Here is a 21,019-nt window from a genome sequence, read left to right as displayed (position 1 = left end):
AGCCGACAGGCAGCAAAGGCGCAGGATTGTAGCGCAGTGGGGCGGATGCGCCCAAACACACGGCGTGACAAAGAGCTGCATGCCGTCGGTTAAGCGCTGTTCTACGCTCTATTCAGTGCCTTCAATCGTCGGGCGGATTTTTTAGAAGTGCCCACTGCCGGCGCGCGGCTCTATAATGCTCGGCAGTTTTCCGTCCCCAGTACAGGTATTCCCTATGAAACGTCCAAGTGGTCGCGCTGCCGATCAGCTCCGCTCGATCCGCATTACCCGCAACTACACCAAACACGCCGAGGGTTCTGTGCTGGTCGAGTTTGGTGATACCAAGGTCATCTGCACCGTCAGCGTCGAGAACGGCGTGCCGCGTTTCCTCAAGGGCCAGGGCCAAGGCTGGTTGACCGCCGAATACGGCATGCTGCCACGGGCCACCGGCGAACGTAACCAGCGTGAAGCGAGCCGCGGCAAACAAGGCGGGCGCACCCTGGAAATCCAGCGCCTGATCGGCCGCTCGTTGCGCGCTTCGCTGGACATGTCCAAGCTGGGCGATGTCACCCTGTATGTCGATTGCGACGTTATCCAGGCTGACGGCGGCACCCGCACTGCGTCCATTACCGGTGCCATGGTCGCGCTGGTCGATGCCCTGAAAGTGATCAAGAAGCGTGGCGGCCTGAAAGGCGGCGACCCACTCAAGCAAATGATCGCTGCCGTTTCGGTCGGCATGTACCAGGGCGAGCCAGTTCTCGACCTCGACTACCTCGAAGACTCGGCTGCCGAGACCGACCTGAACGTGGTAATGACCAGCACCGGCGGCTTCATCGAAGTCCAGGGCACTGCTGAAGGCGCGCCGTTCCAGCCAGAAGAGTTGAACGCTATGCTGGAACTGGCGAAGAAAGGCATGACCGAAATCTTCGAACTGCAAAAAGCTGCATTGGCCGACTGATCGGACCAGTTCCAGCAAGGAGGGCGCCATGAGTGACGAACAACAGCTGCTTCCCATCCCGAGCAAGGAAGTTCGGCAGTGGGCGATGTTTTGTCACCTGTCCGCGCTGCTGGGGATATGGATTCCATTTGGCACCCTGATCGGCCCGCTGATTCTTTGGCAGATGAAGCGTGAAATGGATCCGTTCGTCGATGCGCAGGGCAAGGAGGCGCTGAACTTCCAGATCACCGTCGCCATTGCCTCGGCTATCTGCTTCCTGTTGATGGTGGTGATTGTCGGGTTCTTCCTGCTGGGACTGGTGGCAATTGGTGCGCTGGTACTGACGATCATTGCTGGTGTGAAAGCCAATGAAGGGGTGCCTTACCGGTACCCGTTTACGTGGCGGTTGATCAAGTAAGTAACGACACAAATCCCCCTGTGGGAGCGGGCTTGCTCGCGAAAGCGGTGGGTCAGACAACTTCAATGTTGAATGATAAACCGCCTTCGCGAGCAAGCCCGATCCCACAGTGGTTAGTCAGCGCGCACAAAAAAGCCGACATAGCTGTCGGCTTTTTTGTTTCTGCGAAACGACGGCTAGATGGTCAGCGTCCAGTCGTAGTCGACGATCAGCGGAGCATGCTGCGAGAACCGCGGCTGACGCGGCAGGCGTGCGCTGCGTACAAAGCGGCGCAGCCCTGGAGTCAGCAGCTGGTAGTCGAAACGCCAGCCCAAATTGAGCATCTCTGCCTGTTCGTTGTCCGGCCACCAGCTGTACTGGTCGCCTTCGCGGCTGACTTCGCGCAGGGCGTCGACGTAACCCATGTTGCCGACAATCTCGTCCATCCAGGCACGCTCAGGCGCCAGGAAGCCCGGGGATTGCTGGCTGTCGCGCCAGTTCTTGATATCCAGCTTCTGTTGCGCCACGTACAGCGAGCCACAGTAAATGTACTCGCGACGTTTGCGCCGCTGTTTATCCAGATAACGGGCGAAATCGTCCATTAGCTTGAACTTCTGGTTCAAGTCTTCATCGCCGTTCTGCCCCGAAGGGAGCAGCAAGGTCGCGATGCTGACCTTGTCGAAATCGGCTTGCAGGTAGCGCCCGTAGCGGTCGGCCGTCTCGAAGCCGAGACCGCTGATGACTGCCTTCGGCTGCAACCGCGAATACAAAGCCACGCCACCCTGGGCGGGAACTTCGGCTTCGCAGGCATAAAGGAAGTAGCCATCCAGTTGGAAGGCTGGATCGTCCAGTTCAAAGGCGGAGGCGCGGGTGTCCTGCAGGCAGATGACGTCGGCATTCTGTGCTTGCAGCCAACTGAGCAACCCTCGCTCCACTGCAGCCTGAATACCATTGACGTTCACACTGATGATCCGCATAAATGGCCCCAAAAATCGCGTGCGTGTATGATACACGGCGTCAACCTAATTAGCTAAATCCGTGGTATTTGGGGTTTTTTTCATGCAAGCGTATCAGCGCGATTTCATTCGTTTTGCCATCGATCGCGGCGTTTTGCGCTTCGGCGAGTTCACCCTGAAGTCCGGACGCACCAGTCCTTACTTCTTTAATGCCGGGCTGTTCAACTCGGGTTCGGCCCTTGCGCAGCTGGGCCGTTTCTACGCAGCGGCGATCATCGAGAGCGGTATTTCGTTCGACGTGCTGTTCGGCCCGGCCTACAAGGGCATCCCTTTGGCGGCCACCACCGCCGTGGCCCTGGCCGAGCACCATGACCGTGACCTGCCTTGGTGCTTCAACCGCAAGGAAGCCAAGGCCCACGGCGAAGGCGGTAGCCTGGTCGGCGCGCCATTGACCGGCGAAGTGCTGATCATCGACGACGTGATCACCGCAGGCACCGCGATTCGCGAAGTGATGCAGATCATCGCTTCCCAGGACGGCGCCAAGGCGGCTGGTGTATTGATTGCGCTCAACCGTCAGGAGCGTGGCAATGGCGAGTTGTCGGCGATCCAGGAAGTGGAGCGTGACTTCGGTATTCCGGTGATCAGCATTGTTTCGCTGAACCAGGTGCTGGAATTTTTGGCGGATGACCCGCAGCTCAAGCAGCATTTGCCGGCCGTAGAAGCCTACCGCGCCCAGTTCGGCGTGTAACACGATCCCCTGTAGGAGCTGCCGCAGGCTGCGATCTTTTGATCTTGTTTTCAAAGGTCAAAGTCAAAAGATCGCAGCCTTCGGCAGCTCCTACGGGGATTGTGCATACCCCCATCACAGGGGATTGGCCAAAAAAAGACCCCGCTCAGCCTGGCTGAGCGGGGTCTTTTTGTGTGCGCTATCGCTTACGGACGCTTGCGATTGCTGATCAAGGTACCCACACCCGTATCGGTGAAGATTTCCAGCAGAATCGCATTCGGCACCCGGCCGTCGATGATCAGCGAGCTGCCAACTCCGCCCTGAACCGCTTCCAGCGCGCAACGAATCTTCGGCAGCATGCCGCCATAGATCGTGCCATCGGCGATCAGCTCGTCGACCTGTTGGGTAGTCAGGCCGGTGAGGACCGTGCCCGATTTATCCATCAAACCGGCGATGTTGGTCAGCAGCATCAGCTTCTCAGCCTTCAACGCCTCGGCCACCTTGCCGGCGACCAGGTCGGCGTTGATGTTGTACGACTCGCCATTGGCACCGACACCGATCGGCGCGATCACCGGGATGAAGTCGCCCTTGACCAGCAGGTTCAGCAGGTCGGTGTTGATCCCCACCACTTCGCCCACCTGGCCGATGTCGATGATTTCCGGCTGGGTCATCTCCGGCGTCTGGCGGGTCACGGTGAGTTTCTTCGCGCGAATCAGCTCGGCGTCTTTACCGGTCAGGCCGATGGCGCTGCCGCCGTGACGGTTGATCAGATTGACGATGTCCTTGTTGACCTGGCCGCCGAGGACCATCTCCACCACGTCCATGGTCTGGGCGTCGGTGACGCGCATGCCATCGATAAAGTGGCTCTCGATCGACAGGCGCTTGAGGAGGTCACCGATCTGCGGGCCGCCGCCATGAACGACTACCGGGTTGATACCCACGGCTTTCATCAGCACGATGTCGCGGGCGAAGCCGGTTTTCAGCTCCTCGCTTTCCATCGCGTTACCGCCGTATTTGATCACCAGCGTCTTGCCGACATAGCGGCGAATGTAAGGCAGCGCTTCGGACAGGACCTTGGCGGTGTTGGCGGCGGCTTCGCGTTCGAGGGTCATTCAGGGCTCCGGCACTTCGATAAATGGCGCTTCAATAAATCAAAACGGTAGTTGGAGATCAGGCGCAACACGCTTCAGCTGGACTTTGAATACGTCCTTGATGCGCTGCAGTTCAGCCTCGTCATCGGCCTCGAAACGCAGCACCAGCACCGGCGTGGTGTTGGATGCGCGCACCAGGCCCCAGCCTTTGGCGTAGTCGACTCGCACGCCGTCGATGGTGGTCAGGTCGGCGCCTTCGCCCCACTGCGCGTCGTGCAATGCATCAATGATGCTGAATTTGCTCTCTTCGGTCACATGGATATTGATTTCTGGAGTAGAAATATCGTTCGGGAAGGTCGCAAACAGCTCTTCCGCGGTGGATTTTTCCTTGCTGAGGATCTCCAGCAAGCGCGCGGCGCTGTAAATGCCGTCGTCAAAACCGAACCAGCGCTCCTTGAAGAAGATGTGCCCGCTCATTTCGCCGGCCAACAGCGCGCCGGTTTGTTTCATTTTCTTTTTGATCAACGAATGACCAGTCTTCCACATTAGCGGTCGACCGCCGTATTCCTTGATCAGCGGAGTCAGGCGGCGGGTGCATTTGACGTCGAAAATGATCTCGGCGTCCGGGTTGCGCTCCAGCACGTCACGGGCAAACAGCATCAGCAGACGGTCTGGATAGACGATGCTGCCGGTGTTGGTCACAACGCCAACGCGGTCACCGTCGCCGTCGAAAGCCAGGCCCAGGTCAGCGTTGGTTTCCTTGACCTTGGCGATCAGGTCGACAAGGTTTTCAGGCTTGCCCGGATCCGGGTGATGGTTGGGGAAATTGCCGTCTACTTCGCAGAACAGCGGGATGACTTCGCAGTTCAGTGCTTCGATCAGTTGCGGGGCAATCACGCCAGCGGCGCCGTTACCGCAGTCGACGACAACTTTCAGGCGACGCGCCAGCTTGATGTCCTGGACGATTTCGGTGTTGTAGCGGTCGAGGATCTCGACCTGGGTGATGCTGCCTTTGCCGCTGCTCAGGTTGTTGGTCTTGAGGCGGTCATGCAGGGCCTGGATCTGTTCGTTAGCCAGGGTGTCTCCGGCGATGACGATCTTGAAGCCGTTGTAGTTCGACGGGTTGTGGCTACCGGTGAGCATGACCCCGGATTTGCCGGCCAATACGTTGGCGGCGTAATACAGCGCTGGAGTTGGAACCAGACCTACGTCGCTGACGTGGCAGCCGCTGTCGGCCAAACCCTTGATCAATTGTTCGACCAGCTCCGGGCCGGACAGGCGCCCGTCGCGGCCGACCGAAACGTTGGGCTCGTTTTGCGCCAGGCTTTGCGCACCGATGGCGCGACCGAGCCAATAAGCGGTCTCAGCGTTGAGGAATTCCGGGACAGTGCCGCGAATGTCGTAGGCGCGGAAAATGCTGTCGGGGAATGTCGGTGCGACTTGGGCTGGGGTGCTCATCTGTAGGAATGCTCCATCTCGAAAGTGGCTGGACTGGCCGCGAAAAACTCGTCGGCCGGTTCAAACTGAAGGGTATGACGGCGTTTTCCACAGAGAGTTCGTGGTGCGAAAAGGCCATGCCAGCGGTTTCAGTGAGCTTTTGGCCGTCCATTGCCTTGGTTTTTCTGAGCGATCATTTGCGCCGATATTGGCGTCAGACCGCCGTACCGTAGGAGCTGCCGCAGGCTGCGATCTTCTGATTTTGGTGGTTGAGATCAAGAGATCGCAGCCTTCGGCAGCTCCTGCGGGGGTGTGACGTATTTCGATCAACGGGTACCGGTATGCCCGAATCCGCCAGCGCCGCGTTCGGTTTCCACGAATTCTTCGACCATTTCGAAGTGCGCCTGGACCACCGGAACTAGTACCAACTGGGCCAGGCGTTCGCCTACCACCATGTTGAAATCGGTCTGGCCGCGGTTCCAGCAGGAAACCATCAGTGGGCCCTGGTAATCGGAGTCGATCAAGCCCACCAGGTTGCCGAGCACGATGCCGTGCTTATGGCCCAGGCCGGAGCGCGGCAAGATCAGCGCCGCGAGGCCCGCATCGCCGATGTAGATCGACAGGCCGGTAGGGATCAGCAGGGTTTCGCCTGGCTTGATCACGGTGTCCTGTTCCAGCATGGCGCGCAGGTCGAGGCCGGCGGAGCCTGGCGTGGCGTACTGCGGCAGCGGGAATTCGGTACCGATGCGGGGGTCGAGGATCTTGGCTTGCAAAGCGTGCATGTAAATTAAACCTGGTTCAGACGTTCGGCGATAAAAGTGATCAGCTGGCGAGCAATCTTGCTCTTGCTGGTCTGGGCGAAAAGTGTGGCGTGGAGCTCGCGATCGATCACGCTGCAGGCGTTTTCCTCGCTGTTGAAGCCGATGCTCGGGTTGGCAACGTCGTTGGCGACGATCAAATCGAGGTTCTTGTCCTTCAGCTTGCGCGCAGCATAATCGAGCAGGTGTTCGGTCTCGGCGGCGAAACCGACACTGAAAGGCCGATCGGGACGGGTGGCGATGGAGGCCAGAATGTCTGGATTGCGGACCATCTGTAGCAACAAGCCGTCGCCGCTCGTAGGATCTTTCTTGAGTTTTTGTGGTGCGACTACCTCGGGCCGGTAGTCGGCAACTGCTGCAGAAGCGATGAACAGGTCGCAGGGGATCGCCGCTTCACAGGCGGCCAGCATGTCGCGGGCGCTGACTACGTCGATCCGGGTGACGCGATCGGGGGTAGGCAGGTGCACCGGGCCGGTGATCAGGGTCACTCGGGCACCTGCTTCGACGGCGGCTTCAGCCAGAGCGAAGCCCATTTTGCCCGAGCTGTGGTTGGTGATGTAGCGCACCGGATCGATATTTTCCTGGGTCGGGCCAGCGGTGATCAGCACGTGCTTGCCGGTCAATGCCTGACGCTGGAAGCAGTCTGCCGCGCACAGTACCAAGTCGTTGGCTTCGAGCATCCGCCCCATGCCGACGTCGCCGCAAGCCTGGCTGCCGGAGGCCGGACCGAAGACTTTCAGGTCGCGGCTTTCGAGGAGCTGCAGGTTGCTTTGGGTCGCTGGGTCGCGCCACATGGCCTGGTTCATGGCCGGGGCAACGGCCACCACGGCGTCGGTGGCCAGCACCAGCGTGGTCAGCAGGTCATCGGCGATGCCCTGGGCCAGGCGCGCGATCAGATCCGCTGTGGCGGGGGCGATCAGCACCAGGTCGGCCCATTTGGCCAGCTCGATATGGCCCATAGCCGCTTCGGCTGCAGGGTCCAGCAGGTCCAGGTGCACCGGATGACCGGACAAGGCCTGCATGGTCAGCGGTGTGATGAACTCACTGCCACCACGGGTCATGACCACGCGCACTTCGGCGCCCTGGTCGATCAGTCGGCGAACCAGCTCGGCGCTCTTGTAGGCAGCGATGCCGCCGCCGACGCCCAGAACAATGCGTTTCCGATACAGCCGCTGCATAGGTCAGCCTTTCAATTCGTTGGTGACTGCATGGCGAAACCCCCTCCCCAGGGATGAATTCGCCTGCAAAAAAGATGGGCTAAGATATCACAGCGACCGCTATGGAACAGCGGCGCCCACAGACAGGGAGGTGCTATGAGTATTCGCGATTGGCCAGTGGCCGAGCGACCACGGGAAAAGCTGCTTGAACTGGGCTCGGCGAGCCTTTCGGATGCAGAGCTGCTGGCGATCTTTCTACGAACCGGTGCAGCCGGAAAAAGCGCGGTAGACCTGGCGCGCCACCTGTTGAGCAAATTCGGCAGCCTGCGGGCGTTGCTCGAGGCCGATCAGCCGACTTTCAGTGGGGAACTGGGGCTGGGGCCGGCAAAATTTGCGCAGTTGCAGGCTGTGCAGGAAATGAACCGTCGTCATCTGGCTGAGCGCCTGCGCGTGCGGTCGGCGCTGGAAAACCCCCAGGCGGTTCGCGATTATCTGAAATCAATGCTGCGCCACGAGCAACAGGAGGTATTCGGCTGCCTTTTCCTCGATTCGCGGCACCAAGTGCTGACCTTCGAAGCCTTGTTTCGCGGCTCTATCGACAGCACCAGCGTCCATCCCCGGGAGGTAGTCAAGCGCGCGCTGGCGCACAACGCCGCTGCGCTGATTCTGTGTCACAACCATCCCTCGGGCAATGCCACCCCCAGCCAGGCGGACCGCTTGCTGACCAAGCGGCTGCAGGAGGCTCTGCAACTGATTGACGTGCGCATACTCGATCATTTCATCGTGGGCGATGGGGATCCGTTGTCGATGGCTGAGTATGGGTGGATGTAAAAAAGGGCAGCAGCAAGCCTCAAGCGGCTAGCTGCAAGCTGGAGCGGTATGGGGACTGCTCAAGCTTGCAGCTTGACGCTTGCTACTTGACGCTTACCTTCGAATAATCCTGACGACCAAACGGGCTCACGGAATACCCCTCGACGTCCTTGCGCAGCAAGGCAAACGCCGTCGGGTGCGCCAGCGGCAACCACAAAGCCTGCTGCTGGATCTGCGCCTGGGCCTGCTCATAAAGCTTGGTGCGCACACCTTGTTCGGAGGTGGTCTTGCCAGCGCTGATCAGCTTGTCGAGGTCCTGATTACAGTAACGGGCGAAGTTGGTGCCTGACTTGACCGCCGCGCAGGAAAATTGCGGAGTCAGAAAGTTGTCCGGATCGCCATTGTCGCCTGCCCAGCCCATGAACAGCAGATCGTGCTCGCCAGCCTTCGCGCGCCGGATCACCTCGCCCCATTCGATAACGCGAATTTCGGCCTGGATGCCAATTTCAGCCAGGTCCGACTGCAGCATTTGTGCGCCGAGACTGGGGTTGGGATTCAGCAGGCTGCCGGAAGGGCGGGTCCAGATGGTGGTCTGGAAGCCGTCTTTGAGCCCGGCCTTGGCCATCAATGCCTTAGCCTTGGCAATGTCGTGGGCGTAGCCTGGCAAGCTTTTGGCGTAGCTCCAGGTGTTGGGCGGATACGGCCCTGAGGCAGGCTCTGCAGTGTCTTCAAAGACTGCCTTGACGTAGTTGGCCTTGTCGAAGGCGAGGTTGATTGCCTGGCGCACTTCGGGCTTGTCCAGCGGTGGATGCTGGCTGTTGATGGCGACGAAGGCCGTCATGAACGCGTCAGTCTTTTCCACTTTGAGTGTCGGTTCTTTCAGCGCTGCCTGTACGTCCAGAGGCTTGGGCGACAGGGCAATCTGGCACTCGTTGCGACGCAACTTCTGCAGGCGCACGTTGGCGTCCGGGGTGATGGCGAATATCAGCGGATCAACCGCAGGCTTGCCGCGGAAATAGTCCGGGTTGGCCTTGTAGCGAATCGAGGCGTCTTTCTGGAAACGCGTGAAGATGAACGGGCCGCTGCCGATGGGCTGGCTGTTGAGCTTCTCGGGGGTGCCGGCTTTCATCAGTTTGTCCGCATACTCGGCGGAATAGATCGAGGCAAAGCCCATGCTCAAGGTCGGCAGGAAGGTCGAGTCCGGGTGGTCCAGCGTGAAGCGCACGGTCAGCGGGTCCAGTGCATCGATTTTCTTGATCAGCGCCGGCAGTTGCATCGATTGCGCGTGCGGGAAGCCGCTCTGCGCCACTTTGTGCCAAGGGTTTGCCGGGTCCAGCATGCGATCGAAACTGAACTTCACATCTTCCGCAGTCAGCTCGCGGGTTGGAGAGAAATAGTCGGTGCGGTGAAATTTCACCTGCGGATGCAATTTAAAGACATAGGTCAGGCCGTCCGCAGAGACTTCCCAACTGTCGGCAAGGCCGGCGACCACTTTGCCGCTGGCCGTATCGAAGTCCACCAGGCGATTCATCAGCACGTCGGCTGATGCGTTAGTGGTGGTCAGCGAATTGTATTGCACCACGTCGAACCCTTCAGGGCTGGCCTCGGTGCAGACGCTCAGGGCCGCAGCCATGGCTTGCGGGCTCAGCAGGAGTGGGGCGAGCAACAGCGGTAGGGCAGCGAGGCGCATGGTCGGATTCCTTTACAGATCGAAGGCCCATCTGCAAGTGCAGTCTGGAAAAGGCTTACCCTAGATGGCTCCTTTGCAAATGACTATCCCCATTTTCATTTTCGGGGGACTATGTGCGACTGATTTCCGTGTGCGGCAATCGAGCAAAACCCTGAACAGGCCTCGTGGATGATTCTCTGCGACGAGCGGTCAATATGGGCTTCAGCCTTTATCCAAGGCGCTCAAAGCCAAAAAAACAGGGTTTTTATTGAGTCTGTGCGCACGGAATGTTGTTGCTCTGCGGTCTTTCTGGTATAAAGCAGCGCTCTTTTCTAGGGGCCCGGTTCCTTCACTGTAGGTGTAGCCGGTAAGACCTCTAAAGAAACGCGGCGCCTGGCGCCAAATGACTGAGAGATTAAGCGGCCAACCCATGCCGGGTTGGGCATGTGGTTTTAGAGGGCTGAGGCATGTCGAGAGTATGTCAAGTTACCGGTAAGGGTCCGGTGACTGGGAATAACATTTCCCACGCAAACAACAAAACCCGTCGTCGTTTCCTGCCGAACCTGCAGCATCACCGCTTCTGGGTTGAAGAAGAGAAACGTTTCGTGCGTCTGCGCGTATCTGCCAAAGGCATGCGTATCATCGACAAGCGTGGCATCACTGTCGTGCTGGCCGAAATTCGCAAAGCTGGCAAGATCTAAGGGAGCTAATCATGCGTGAATTGATTCGTTTGATTTCGAGCGCCGGTACTGGTCACTTCTACACTACCGACAAGAACAAGCGTACTACTCCGGACAAAATCGAGATCAAGAAATTTGATCCGGTTGTTCGCAAGCACGTGATCTACAAAGAAGGCAAAATCAAGTAATTGATTTTCTCTCTCTTACGAAAAAGGCCCCTATCGCGAGATACGGGCCTTTTTTGTTGCCGTGACGGTGGCGGGTAATTGGCTCAACTGCCGTAACGTGGGGTCACCATGCAAAAACGCCCGATGCAAGGCACCGGGCGTTGTATCGCTACAGGCGTCTCGCCACCTTATCCCGCAAGGTCGGGCGGCGCATAACGCCCGCAAATCAATTGCCCATGGTCACATGGGTGATGATTTCGTTTTCTACCAGCAGGTTGATTCGCGCTGGATTGTAATCCTTGGTCATGATGTAGCCGTCGCCGCGCGGGCGCACTGCCAGGCCGGTTTTGTTGGCCAGCTCTGCACGTAGTTCCTCGCAGTACTGTTTGCCGATGTACTGGTTGGCAGTGGCCAGGTGTTGGTTCAAATCGGTGCTCATGTGCTGCTTCCTTGCGCTAGATGTCTGGAGCGAATCTGCTCTCGTCACCCCCTGTGGGTGACGTCGCCAGATCCTGGAACAACCTCGCGCAATTAGCACTCGATGGAATGTGTCGTTGTATTTGGACTTTTTACCGGGCGTAAAAAAGCCCATCACCAGGATGGGCTTTTGCTCGAATCGTATGGCTTCACGCCTTCTGTTCGAATGCCACGTAGATCTTGCGGCACGCCTCCAGAACCTCCCAGGTGCCCTTGAAGCCCGCCGGAATGACAAAACGGTCACCCGTACGCACGGTTTTGCTATTGCCGTCATCGTCGCGCAGAACTGAAACACCTTGAACGATTTCGCAGTATTCATGCTCGGTGAAATTCACCCGCCATTGGCCGATTGCACCTTCCCAAACACCTGCGCTCAGCTGGCCGCAAGGGCTGTTGTAGTGGTTGTACACCGCTTGCTCGGGATCGCCCTTGAGGATTTTGGCGTCGTCCGGCCGATAGCGATCGGGCTGGATGTCGGCCTGGCTGAAATCGGCGATGTCCTGGATGTTCATTGTTGTAATCCCCAGTGATTGCTTTGGAAAGCCCGAAGTCTATGTTTATTAAAATGAACATCGTAAGGCCGTTTGCCGGCCTTATGTCAAATATATTGAAACTTCACCTGCCGCTGGTTTAGGGTGGCGGTTGCCTCGGGCCGAACATGCGGGATGGCCAGGCGGAATTCCTGAAAACGTCCGCGAAGAACGCAGGGCGCTCGTATTCAACAAGAGGAGGACACTCGTATGACCACCCTGACTCGTGCCGATTGGGAACAACGGGCTCGCGATCTGAAGATCGAAGGCCGTGCCTACATCAATGGCGAATACACCGATGCTGTCTCTGCCGAGACCTTCGAGTGCATCAGCCCGGTTGATGGCCGCCTGCTGGGCAAGATTGCCAGCTGTGACGCCGCCGATGCCCAGCGCGCTGTTGAAAACGCTCGCGCCACGTTCAACTCTGGCGTGTGGTCGCGCCTGGCGCCGACCAAGCGCAAAGCCACCATGATCCGTTTTGCCGGCCTGCTCAAACAGCACGCCGAAGAGCTGGCCCTGCTTGAAACCCTAGACATGGGCAAGCCGATCAGTGACTCCTTGTACATCGATGTTCCAGGCGCGGCGCAAGCCCTGAGCTGGAGCGGTGAAGCCATCGACAAGATCTACGACGAAGTCGCTGCCACCCCGCACGATCAATTGGGTCTGGTAACTCGCGAGCCGGTAGGTGTTGTCGGTGCCATCGTGCCATGGAACTTCCCCCTGATGATGGCGTGCTGGAAACTCGGCCCGGCCTTGTCCACCGGTAACTCGGTAATTCTCAAGCCGTCCGAAAAGTCGCCACTGACTGCCATCCGCATCGCCGCGCTGGCCGTTGAAGCGGGTATTCCGAAAGGCGTATTGAACGTTCTTCCGGGCTATGGCCATACCGTTGGCAAGGCGCTGGCCCTGCACAACGATGTCGACACCCTGGTGTTCACTGGTTCTACCAAGATCGCCAAGCAACTGCTGATCTACTCCGGCGAGTCGAACATGAAGCGCGTTTGGCTGGAAGCCGGTGGCAAGAGCCCGAACATCGTATTCGCCGATGCTCCGGACCTGCAGGCAGCTGCCGAATCGGCGGCCGGTGCCATCGCCTTCAACCAGGGCGAAGTCTGCACTGCCGGTTCGCGCCTATTGGTCGAGCGTTCGATCAAGGACAAGTTCCTGCCCCTGGTGATCGAAGCGCTGAAGACCTGGAAGCCGGGCAACCCGCTGGACCCTGCAACCAACGTTGGTGCGCTGGTGGATACCCAGCAGATGAATACCGTGCTGTCCTACATCGAATCCGGTCACGCTGACGGCGCCAAGCTGGTGGCCGGTGGCAAGCGGATTCTTCAGGAAACCGGTGGCACCTACGTCGAGCCGACGATTTTCGACGGTGTGAGCAATGCGATGAAAATCGCTCAGGAAGAGATCTTTGGTCCGGTACTGTCGGTCATCACCTTCGACAACGCCGAGGAAGCCGTGCAGATTGCCAACGATACGCCGTACGGCCTGGCTGCAGCCGTATGGACTGCGGATATCTCCAAGGCGCACCTGACCGCCAAGGCGCTGCGCGCCGGTAGCGTCTGGGTCAACCAATACGACGGCGGCGACATGACTGCGCCATTCGGCGGCTTCAAACAATCGGGCAATGGTCGCGACAAGTCGCTGCATGCGTTCGACAAGTACACCGAGCTGAAGGCGACCTGGATCAAGTTGTAAGCCGTTAAAGAGCCTGGGTAAACCAGGCTCTCAAAACGACGAAGATCCCCTGTGGGAGCGGGCTTGCTCGCGAAGGCGGTGTAACAGTCAACATCGACGTTGAATGTACTGGCCTCTTCGCGAGCAAGCCCGCTCCCACAGTGTTTTGTGTGGTTGTGAAAATAATATCCACAGGAGCGTGGAACATGCGTTGGGCGACGTATTTCGCCGTGTTGGCGTCTGTCTTGAGTGTCGGCCTGGCCTTGGGTGTCAGCATGCCGCTGGTGTCGTTTCGCCTGGAAGGCTGGGGCTACGGCTCATTTGCAATTGGCGTGATGGCTGCGATGCCAGCCATCGGGGTGTTGCTGGGGGCGAAGATTTCCAGTCACCTGGCGGCGCGTCTAGGCACGGCGAATCTGATGCGCATTTGCCTGTGGGCGGGGGCGTTGTCCATCGGCTTGCTGGCGTTGTTGCCGAGCTATCCGGTGTGGCTGGCGTTGCGGCTGATGATCGGGGTGATCCTGACCCTGGTGTTTATCCTCGGTGAAAGCTGGATCAATCAGCTGGTAATCGAGCAATGGCGGGGACGGTTGGTGGCGCTTTACGGCAGCACCTATGCCCTGAGCCAGCTGGCCGGCCCGTTGCTGCTGGGGGTAGTGGGCACCGACCATGATTACGGATTTTGGGTCGGCGTCGCCCTGCTGACGAGCGCGCCGTTGCTGTTGCTCGGCCGTAGCGGGGCGCCCAGCAGTGAAGCCTGCAGCGTGACCTTCCGGGATTTGCTGGGTTTTTGCCGTGGTTTGCCGGCGATCGCCTGGGCGGTGTCGTTGTTCGCTGCGTTCGAAGCAATGATCCTGACGTTGCTGCCGGTCTATTGCCTGCGCCAAGGCTTCACCACGGAAATCGCCTTGGCGATGGTCAGTACGGTGGTGGTGGGCGATGCTTTGCTGCAATTGCCGATTGGTGCACTGGCTGATCGCCTGTCCAGGCGCACTCTGTTTACCGGTTGTGCGGTAATTTTGCTGGTCTCGAGCCTGGCGATTCCATTGCTGATCGACACGCTGCTGATCTGGCCGTTGTGGGTGCTGTTTGGCGCGAGCGCGGGCGGCCTGTTCACCTTGTCGCTGATCCTCATCGGTGAACGGTACCGGGACGACGCCCTGGTGCGCGCCAATGCGCACATTGCACAGTTGTGGGGGATCGGCTGTTTGGTAGGGCCGCTGGTTGCCGGAGCGGGCAGTCAGTGGATCAGCGGCCATGCATTGCCGCTGTTGATGGCGGCGGGGGCGTTGGGGTTGGTAATCCTGTTGTCGCGGCAGGGGGCGTTCGGCACCACCCAGGCCGCGTAGGGTTGTGGTTACAACATCCGCTCCAGACCCACTGCTGTACTGAACCAGGCATTGAACCGGCGCCACCAGCTGCCCGGTTCTTTGGTCAGGACGTGCATCTTGCCGTCGTCCTCAGTGACCCAGACGATCTGCCCGTCCTGCAGTTTCACCTGGTAGCTCAACGGCAGCGCCATGCCCTCCAGTGCTGATTTGCGTACATGTGCCGCGAGTTCCGGGCTGTCGACCAGCACCCCGACTTCGGTATTCCACAGGACCGAGCGCGGGTCGAAGTTGAATGAGCCGATGAACGATTTCTGCTGATCGAAAATGATCGCCTTGCTGTGCAGGCTCGAGTCGGAGCCGCGGTACGACTTGCTGGAGAAAATATTCGGTCCGCTGCCGCCGCCATCGCCGGGTTGACGGCGCAGCTCGAACAACTTCACGCCGTGTTCCAGCAGGGCCTTGCGATAAGGCGCGTAGCCGCCGTGCACCGCCGGCACATCGGTGGCTTCCAGTGAGTTGGTCAGCAACGTCACCGAAACACCGGCATCGGCGCGGCCGGTGAGGTACACCAGGCCGGGCTGGCCCGGCACGAAGTAGGCCGAGATCAGGATCAGTTCCTTGCTCACCCTATCCAATTCAGGAGCCAGCTGAGTGGTCAGCAGCAGCTGCGGATCGGGCTCGCCCTTCGCCAGCACCTTGCTCGGCGCATCCCACAGCGCCTGGTTCCAGGCCCAAATCAGCTCCCGGCGCCAGATGTCCAGGCGCGGGTTGGTATTGTAGGTCATCAGTTGCTGGTAGAGCGCGTGATTCTGCTTGCGGGTTTCTTCCAGGGATTGTTCCAGCTGGGTCCGGGTGTCCTGCAGGTCTTTTTGCGTGGGCCTGCTCGACAGAAACTGGTCGATCGGCTTGCTCAGCGCACTGTTCCAGTACTGATCGAAGCTATGTCCCAACTGTTCGGCGACCGGGCCGACGCTGAGCATGTCGATGTCGGTGAAATTCAGATTGGGCTCGGCGTCGAAATATTCATCGCCCAGGTTGCGTCCGCCGACGATTGCCACACTGTTGTCCGCCAGCCACAGCTTGTTGTGCATGCGTCGATGCTGTTGCGACAGGTTGAACAGGCGGCCCATGTTGCGCGTGACACCCGTGGAGCGGCCCAGGTGCAGCGGGTTGAACAGGCGGATCTGAATGTGTTCGTGCGCCGCCAGGGTCGCGATGATCCAGTCCAGGCCGTCACTGGTGGTGTCGTCAAGGAGGATTCGGACCCTCACGCCACGGTCGGCCGCCTTGAGCAACTCTTCGACCAGCATTCGAGTGCTGATACCGTCGTGCACGATGTAGTACTGCAGGTCGAGGCTGCTCTGGGCATTGCGGATCAGCTCGGCGCGCGCCATGAACGCTTCACTGCTGTTGGACAGCAGGCGAAATCCGGATTTGCCTTCATGGGGCGCCGCCTGGGCCTGAATCGACCGGCCGAACGCCGAATCGCTGGCGGGCAGGGCCTGGCTGGGTTCGCGTGTCACATCAAGGCTGGCGCAGCCACCAAGGAGCGAGGCGAGAAGCAGAAGAGCGAGCAGCGGGTGTCTGACTCTCACGTAGGATCGTTCCGATTGGCGGCTGGGGTCGATATATGGACGCTGGTTTGCGCAGAAAGGTCAGTCGTGAATGTGATCAGTTTCCGCCAGGAGTTTGATAGCTGCGGCGCCCACCTTGCGCACCGCTTCTTCGATCAATGGCGTTGGTTTGGCAGCGTAGTTCATCCGCAGGCAATTGCGGTACTTGCCGGAGGCGGAAAAAATACTGCCCACGGCAATCTGTACGCCCTGATCGTGCAAGGCACGATTCAGTTTGAGGGTATCGAATCCATCCGGTAGTTCGACCCACAGCATGAAGCTGCCTTGGGGCCGACTGGCGCGCGTGCCTGCGGGAAAATAGCGGGAGACCCAGTCAATCATCAGGTCGCGGTTGCGTTGGTATTGGCTGCGCATTCGACGCAAATGCGGCTCGAAATGCCCGGACTTGAGGAACTCCGCGATGGCGATCTGTGGTTGCGGTGCGGTAGAGCCGGTGCTGATGTATTTCATGTGCAGCACCCGTTCCAGATAGCGCCCGGGCGCCACCCAGCCGATGCGCAAGCCGGGCGCGAGGGTTTTGGAGAAGGAACTGCACAGCAGGACGCGGCCGTCTTCGTCAAAGGATTTGATCGTGCGCGGTCGCGGGTAGGTGTAGGAAAGCTCGCCATACACGTCGTCCTCGACGATCGCCACGTCGAAACGTTGGGCGAGCGTCAACAATGCGCGTTTGCGCGACTCCGGCATGATATAGCCCAGCGGGTTGTTGCAGTTGGGGGTCAACTGTATGACCTTGATTGGCCATTGTTCCAACGCGAGTTCCAGGGCATCCAGACTGATGCCGGTGATCGGATCGGTCGGGATTTCCAGGGCCTTCATTCCGAGGCCCTTGAGGGTTTGCATGGCACCGTGAAAACTCGGCGAATCTACCGCCACGATGTCCCCGGGCTCGCAAATGGCCCGGATGCTGGTGGACAAGGCTTCATGACAGCCGGTGGTTACCACCAGGTCGCTGGCGCTCAACTGGCAGCCGGAGTCGAGCATCAGGCGCGCAATCTGTTCGCGCAATTCGAGCGTGCCATGGATGTTGTCGTAATACAGGCCGGGCATGTCCTGGCGCCGGCTGATCCGGGCGAGGTTGCGCAGCAGCGGTTTCATGGTGGGGGTGGTGATGTCGGGCATGCCTCGACCCAGCTGCACCACGTCCTTGCGCGGCACAGCGCGAATCAGTTCCAGTACCTGGTCCCACTGCGAGATGTCCACCGGTCGTTGTGCCGGACGGCCTACCGCAGGCAAATCCGGCAGCTCGCGGCTGGCGGGCACAAAGTAGCCGGACTTGGGCTTGGGCATTGCCAGGCCGCTGTCTTCCAGCACCCGATAAGCCTGCTGAACCGTGCTCAGGCTGACCCCGTGTTCGACACTCAGCGCCCGCACCGACGGCAGCCGATCACCGGGGCGATAGAAGCCCTGTTCAATACGTGTGCCGAGCAATTCGGCAAGGTTGACGTAGAGGGTCATGGCGCAGTCTCGGTCTGAGTTATTTGATCGACCAGTACAGATCAGCTGAGATTTGACGATTCAGAGCTAGGAATGACGGATCTGTAGGGTTTTAATACCGTAAGAGTGAATCTGTCACGGTTTTGCTCGTCCGCGCATCATGAAACCTCTGGCTACCCAAGTAAACAGGAGTTACCACGATGAACGGTTTGAGCGATGTGCGGCTGACGTTACACAGTCAGGAACTGGCGAAAGGGCACGAAAACGGCACCCGCGAGGCGCAAGTGCGCAACTCGCCGTCCGGCCTGGGTCGCTGGGCCCTGTTCTGGCGTCGAGTGCATACGCGCAAGGCGTTGCTGGAACTCACGCCTGAGCAGCTACGGGACATCGGGCTGAGTCGGGAGCAGGCGCTGGAGGAGGGGCTTAAACCGTTTTGGCGGATGTGAGTGATAGCGCAATCCCTTGTAGCAGCTGCCGAAGGCTACGTTCGGCTAGGGCCGCGATCCACCAGAAGGTCGCGGTTGCACTTTTGCGGCGGCTTCGCCACCGAACGCTGCCTCGCGGGGCTCGTCAGCTGCTACGCGGGTTTCAGACCAACTCTTTAAGCCGATGCCACAACATCCCCAGCGCCAACAACGGCGAACGCAGATGCTTACCACCCGGGAAAGTAATGTGCGGCACCTTGGCAAACAGGTCGAAACCACCGCCTTGCTGCCCGTTGATAGCCTCGGCCAGCAACTTGCCCGCCAGGTGGGTCGCATTCACTCCATGTCCCGAATAGGCCTGGGCATAGTAGACATTCGGCTGATCCTTGAGCCGGCCGATCTGCGGCAGGCGGTTGGCGCCGATGCCGATCATCCCGCCCCATTGATAATCGATCCTCACGTTGGCCAGTTGCGGGAACACCTCGAGCATTTTCGGCCGCATGTATGCCGCGATGTCGCTCGGGTCTCGCCCCGAGTAATGGCAGGCCCCGCCAAACAGCAGGCGCCGGTCCGCTGAAAGCCGGTAGTAATCCAGCGCTACCCGTTGATCACATACCGCCATGTTCTGCGGCAGCAGTGCATGGGCCTGGTCTTCGCTCAGGGGCTCGGTGGCAATGATATAGCTGCCCGCCGGCAGCACTTTGCCACTGAGCTCCGGGTTGAGGTCATTGAGGTAGGCGTTGCACCCCAGCACCAGAGTCTTGGCGCGGACCGAGCCGTGGGCGGTATGAACTTTGACCTCCGGGCCATAATCGATGCGGGTCACCGCCGACTGTTCAAACAACCTGGCGCCCAGTTGTTGAGCGGCACTGGCTTCGCCAAGCGCCAGATTAAGCGGATGCAGGTGTCCGGAACCCATGTCGATGAGGCCGCCGACATACCGCTCGGACCCGACCACCTCATGCATTTCATTGGCCCGCAGCAGCCGGGTTTCGTAGCGGTAACCGAGAGTGCGCAATTCGGCGGCATCTTCGGCGAAACCTTGCAGATCGCCGGGTTTGTTGGCGAGGTCGCAATACCCCCAGGTCAGGTCGCACGCTATCTGGAAACGTTCGATCCGCTGGCGGACGATTTCCACTGCCTCCAGGCCCATGAGCTTCATCTGGCGCACACCGTCGGCGCCGATCACGTTGGCGAACTGGTCGAGCCCATGGCCGACTCCGCGAATCAGCTGCCCGCCGTTGCGGCCGCTGGCGCCCCAGCCAATTTTATGGGCTTCCAGCAGTACCACGTTGAAGCCACGCTCGGCCAGTTCCAGTGCCGTGTTCAGCCCCGAGAAACCTCCGCCAACCACGCAGACGTCAGCCAGCACCTCACCCTGCAGCACTGGATGATCAGGTTGTGGCAGGCTGCTGGCGGCGTAATAAGAGCGCGGGTGCTGGTGGCTCGCGATGGGTTGCTGAGCACGGGCATTCATGAGCATGTTCCTGATTCAGGTGTCTGGAAAATTTGACTGAGCATAGGCCGCAGCTTCGGGGCCGGGCAACACTGGTCGGCTGGTGGTGTCTGGATTGGCGCTTTTGCTGCACAATTGCGCTCTATTCCGCTGCTTTGGTCACTGTGTCGATGAGCTGCAACAGTCAGAAAATTCGCGCGCTGCGCCAGCAGATACCCTCATTCGAGTGCGTACCGGGCTGCCATGACTGCTGTGGGCCGGTGACCACCTCGCCGGAAGAAATGTCGCGCCTGCCGCGCAAAACCCGCGCCGAGCAGGATGCGGCGATGGATGAGCTCAACTGTGTGCATCTCGGCCCGAATGGCTGCACCGTGTATGACGAGCGACCGCTGATCTGCCGGCTGTTCGGTACCACCAAAACGTTGCCATGCCCCAATGGTCGAGGGCCAGTGGAGCTGATTCATCCGCAGGTGGAGAAGCAGATCCATGAGTACATGGCGTCGACCCGGCAGGTGTTGGTATAGGCCTGGACCGGGTTGGTGCCATCGCGAGCAGGCTCGAACCGCCGCCGTAAATCCCTCAGTCCGGAATCGGCAGGCACAGACTCTCCTTCACCTCTTCCATCACGATATAGCTCTTTGACTCGCGCACATGCGGCAGCTTGAGCAGGATATCCCCCAGCAATTTGCGGTACGAAGCCATCTCGGAAATCCGCGCCTTCACCAGGTAGTCGAAATCGCCTGACACCAGGTGACACTCCAACACGTGAGGCAGCTTGAGCACCGCACGGCGGAATTCCTCGAAAGTATCTCCGGATTTGTAGTCGAGGCTGATCTCGACGAACACCAGCAGGCTGCCCTTCAAGTGCTGCGGATTCAGGCGGGCGTTGTAGCCCATGATGATCCCTTCGCGCTCCAGCCGCCGGACCCGCTCGGTGCAGGGCGTAGTCGAGAGCCCGACCTTTTCCCCAAGCTCGGTGAACGAGATGCGCCCGTCCGCTTGCAGGATCCGCAGGATGTTGCGGTCTATCTTGTCCAGCTCACGTTTGGTCTGAGTGTTGGTACGCATAGGGGATGCGCCTCCGTGAAAAGGGTTTTTGCCGAGAATTGTCGCCAAATATAGGCACTTATATAGTGAAAAGCACTGCCTAATCTTTTTTACACTGCGCACATCATTGCTCGAACACAACAAACGTCAGCGGCAAGCCGCGATGAGGGATATGAA

General features: G+C 59.4%; 21 protein-coding genes and 1 pseudogene. 10 read left to right on the top strand and 12 right to left on the bottom strand.

Features of this window, described 5'->3' with window-relative positions; translation table 11 throughout:
* Positions 1-214 precede the first annotated feature (214 nt).
* Both rph and ORL50_RS02140 read left to right on the top strand, forming a co-directional pair.
* Entirely contained in the window at positions 215-937 is a 723-nt protein-coding gene (rph, locus tag ORL50_RS02145; RefSeq protein ID WP_010465211.1) for a ribonuclease PH, read from the top strand.
* A gap of 28 nt (positions 938-965) precedes the next feature.
* A complete protein-coding gene (locus tag ORL50_RS02140) occupies positions 966-1,334 on the top strand; it encodes a DUF4870 domain-containing protein (RefSeq protein WP_266009577.1) in 369 nt (122 codons plus the stop codon).
* 176 nt (positions 1,335-1,510) lie between these two features.
* Here ORL50_RS02140 and crc read toward each other — a convergent pair whose 3' ends face one another.
* Entirely contained in the window at positions 1,511-2,290 is a 780-nt protein-coding gene (gene crc / locus ORL50_RS02135) for a catabolite repression control protein Crc (RefSeq protein ID WP_007934608.1), read from the bottom strand.
* An 82-nt stretch (positions 2,291-2,372) separates the two neighbouring features.
* Between crc and pyrE the strand changes: the two genes are divergently transcribed.
* A complete protein-coding gene (gene pyrE / locus ORL50_RS02130; protein ID WP_122840986.1) occupies positions 2,373-3,017 on the top strand; it encodes an orotate phosphoribosyltransferase in 645 nt (214 codons plus the stop codon).
* A 185-nt stretch (positions 3,018-3,202) separates the two neighbouring features.
* On the opposite strand, the gene argB is transcribed toward pyrE, so the two are convergent.
* From argB to coaBC, 4 genes and pseudogenes are all read right to left on the bottom strand, one after another.
* A complete protein-coding gene (gene argB, locus ORL50_RS02125; protein ID WP_045059191.1) occupies positions 3,203-4,108 on the bottom strand; it encodes an acetylglutamate kinase in 906 nt (301 codons plus the stop codon).
* A gap of 39 nt (positions 4,109-4,147) precedes the next feature.
* Positions 4,148-5,524, bottom strand: a pseudogene (locus tag ORL50_RS02120) (phosphomannomutase/phosphoglucomutase); the annotation flags it as partial.
* Positions 5,525-5,850: 326 nt separating this feature from the next.
* A complete protein-coding gene (dut, locus tag ORL50_RS02115; protein ID WP_266009575.1) occupies positions 5,851-6,306 on the bottom strand; it encodes a dUTP diphosphatase in 456 nt (151 codons plus the stop codon).
* 5 nt (positions 6,307-6,311) lie between these two features.
* The gene (gene coaBC / locus ORL50_RS02110) at positions 6,312-7,520 is read right to left on the bottom strand and encodes a bifunctional phosphopantothenoylcysteine decarboxylase/phosphopantothenate--cysteine ligase CoaBC (protein WP_266009574.1); all 1,209 of its coding nucleotides are present in this window, start codon (positions 7,518-7,520) and stop codon (positions 6,312-6,314) included.
* A 135-nt stretch (positions 7,521-7,655) separates the two neighbouring features.
* On the opposite strand from coaBC, the gene radC reads away from it, so the two are divergent.
* Entirely contained in the window at positions 7,656-8,330 is a 675-nt protein-coding gene (gene radC / locus ORL50_RS02105) for a RadC family protein (protein ID WP_266009572.1), read from the top strand.
* An 82-nt stretch (positions 8,331-8,412) separates the two neighbouring features.
* Here the strand turns inward: radC and ORL50_RS02100 are convergent, their stop codons facing one another.
* Positions 8,413-9,999, bottom strand: a complete 1,587-nt coding sequence (locus ORL50_RS02100; RefSeq protein WP_266009571.1) for an ABC transporter substrate-binding protein — start codon at positions 9,997-9,999, stop codon at positions 8,413-8,415.
* A 446-nt stretch (positions 10,000-10,445) separates the two neighbouring features.
* Between ORL50_RS02100 and rpmB the strand changes: the two genes are divergently transcribed.
* On the top strand, positions 10,446-10,679 hold the full coding sequence (rpmB, locus tag ORL50_RS02095; protein WP_007894701.1) for a 50S ribosomal protein L28: 234 nt from the start codon (positions 10,446-10,448) through the stop codon (positions 10,677-10,679).
* 11 nt (positions 10,680-10,690) lie between these two features.
* Positions 10,691-10,846, top strand: coding sequence for a 50S ribosomal protein L33 (gene rpmG, locus ORL50_RS02090; RefSeq protein WP_007894709.1), 156 nt, complete (start codon positions 10,691-10,693; stop codon positions 10,844-10,846).
* A 205-nt stretch (positions 10,847-11,051) separates the two neighbouring features.
* On the opposite strand, the gene ORL50_RS02085 is transcribed toward rpmG, so the two are convergent.
* Both ORL50_RS02085 and ORL50_RS02080 read right to left on the bottom strand, forming a co-directional pair.
* The gene (locus ORL50_RS02085) at positions 11,052-11,264 is read right to left on the bottom strand and encodes a hypothetical protein (protein WP_266009559.1); all 213 of its coding nucleotides are present in this window, start codon (positions 11,262-11,264) and stop codon (positions 11,052-11,054) included.
* A gap of 187 nt (positions 11,265-11,451) precedes the next feature.
* A complete protein-coding gene (locus ORL50_RS02080) occupies positions 11,452-11,814 on the bottom strand; it encodes a cupin domain-containing protein (RefSeq protein ID WP_266009557.1) in 363 nt (120 codons plus the stop codon).
* A gap of 228 nt (positions 11,815-12,042) precedes the next feature.
* Between ORL50_RS02080 and ORL50_RS02075 the strand changes: the two genes are divergently transcribed.
* Together ORL50_RS02075 and ORL50_RS02070 are read left to right on the top strand one after the other, a co-directional pair.
* The gene (locus ORL50_RS02075) at positions 12,043-13,536 is read left to right on the top strand and encodes an aldehyde dehydrogenase (protein ID WP_266009556.1); all 1,494 of its coding nucleotides are present in this window, start codon (positions 12,043-12,045) and stop codon (positions 13,534-13,536) included.
* A gap of 185 nt (positions 13,537-13,721) precedes the next feature.
* A complete protein-coding gene (locus ORL50_RS02070; protein ID WP_266009555.1) occupies positions 13,722-14,864 on the top strand; it encodes an MFS transporter in 1,143 nt (380 codons plus the stop codon).
* Positions 14,865-14,872: 8 nt separating this feature from the next.
* Here the strand turns inward: ORL50_RS02070 and ORL50_RS02065 are convergent, their stop codons facing one another.
* Together ORL50_RS02065 and ORL50_RS02060 are read right to left on the bottom strand one after the other, a co-directional pair.
* Positions 14,873-16,441 (bottom strand): phospholipase D family protein, encoded by a 1,569-nt coding sequence (locus ORL50_RS02065; RefSeq protein ID WP_266009554.1) that lies wholly within the window; start codon positions 16,439-16,441, stop codon positions 14,873-14,875.
* Between the two features lie 60 nt (positions 16,442-16,501).
* Positions 16,502-17,935, bottom strand: a complete 1,434-nt coding sequence (locus ORL50_RS02060) for an aminotransferase-like domain-containing protein (RefSeq protein ID WP_266009553.1) — start codon at positions 17,933-17,935, stop codon at positions 16,502-16,504.
* A 179-nt stretch (positions 17,936-18,114) separates the two neighbouring features.
* Here ORL50_RS02060 and ORL50_RS02055 point away from each other — a divergent pair, with 179 nt between their 5' ends.
* The gene (locus ORL50_RS02055) at positions 18,115-18,360 is read left to right on the top strand and encodes a DUF1127 domain-containing protein (RefSeq protein WP_266009552.1); all 246 of its coding nucleotides are present in this window, start codon (positions 18,115-18,117) and stop codon (positions 18,358-18,360) included.
* 142 nt (positions 18,361-18,502) lie between these two features.
* Here the strand turns inward: ORL50_RS02055 and ORL50_RS02050 are convergent, their stop codons facing one another.
* A complete protein-coding gene (locus ORL50_RS02050) occupies positions 18,503-19,816 on the bottom strand; it encodes an NAD(P)/FAD-dependent oxidoreductase (protein ID WP_266009551.1) in 1,314 nt (437 codons plus the stop codon).
* 149 nt (positions 19,817-19,965) lie between these two features.
* Between ORL50_RS02050 and ORL50_RS02045 the strand changes: the two genes are divergently transcribed.
* Complete coding sequence (locus tag ORL50_RS02045) at positions 19,966-20,319, top strand: YkgJ family cysteine cluster protein (protein ID WP_266009550.1); 354 nt, start codon at positions 19,966-19,968, stop codon at positions 20,317-20,319.
* A gap of 55 nt (positions 20,320-20,374) precedes the next feature.
* Here ORL50_RS02045 and ORL50_RS02040 read toward each other — a convergent pair whose 3' ends face one another.
* Positions 20,375-20,863, bottom strand: coding sequence for an Lrp/AsnC ligand binding domain-containing protein (locus ORL50_RS02040; RefSeq protein WP_010465173.1), 489 nt, complete (start codon positions 20,861-20,863; stop codon positions 20,375-20,377).
* Positions 20,864-21,019 lie beyond the last annotated feature (156 nt).

It is taken from the genome of Pseudomonas sp. RIT-562, from assembly GCF_026241895.1.
In the GTDB taxonomy this organism is placed as follows: Bacteria; Pseudomonadota; Gammaproteobacteria; order Pseudomonadales; family Pseudomonadaceae; genus Aquipseudomonas; species Aquipseudomonas mandelii_F.
This window is presented reverse-complemented; position numbering and strand designations above follow the sequence as displayed.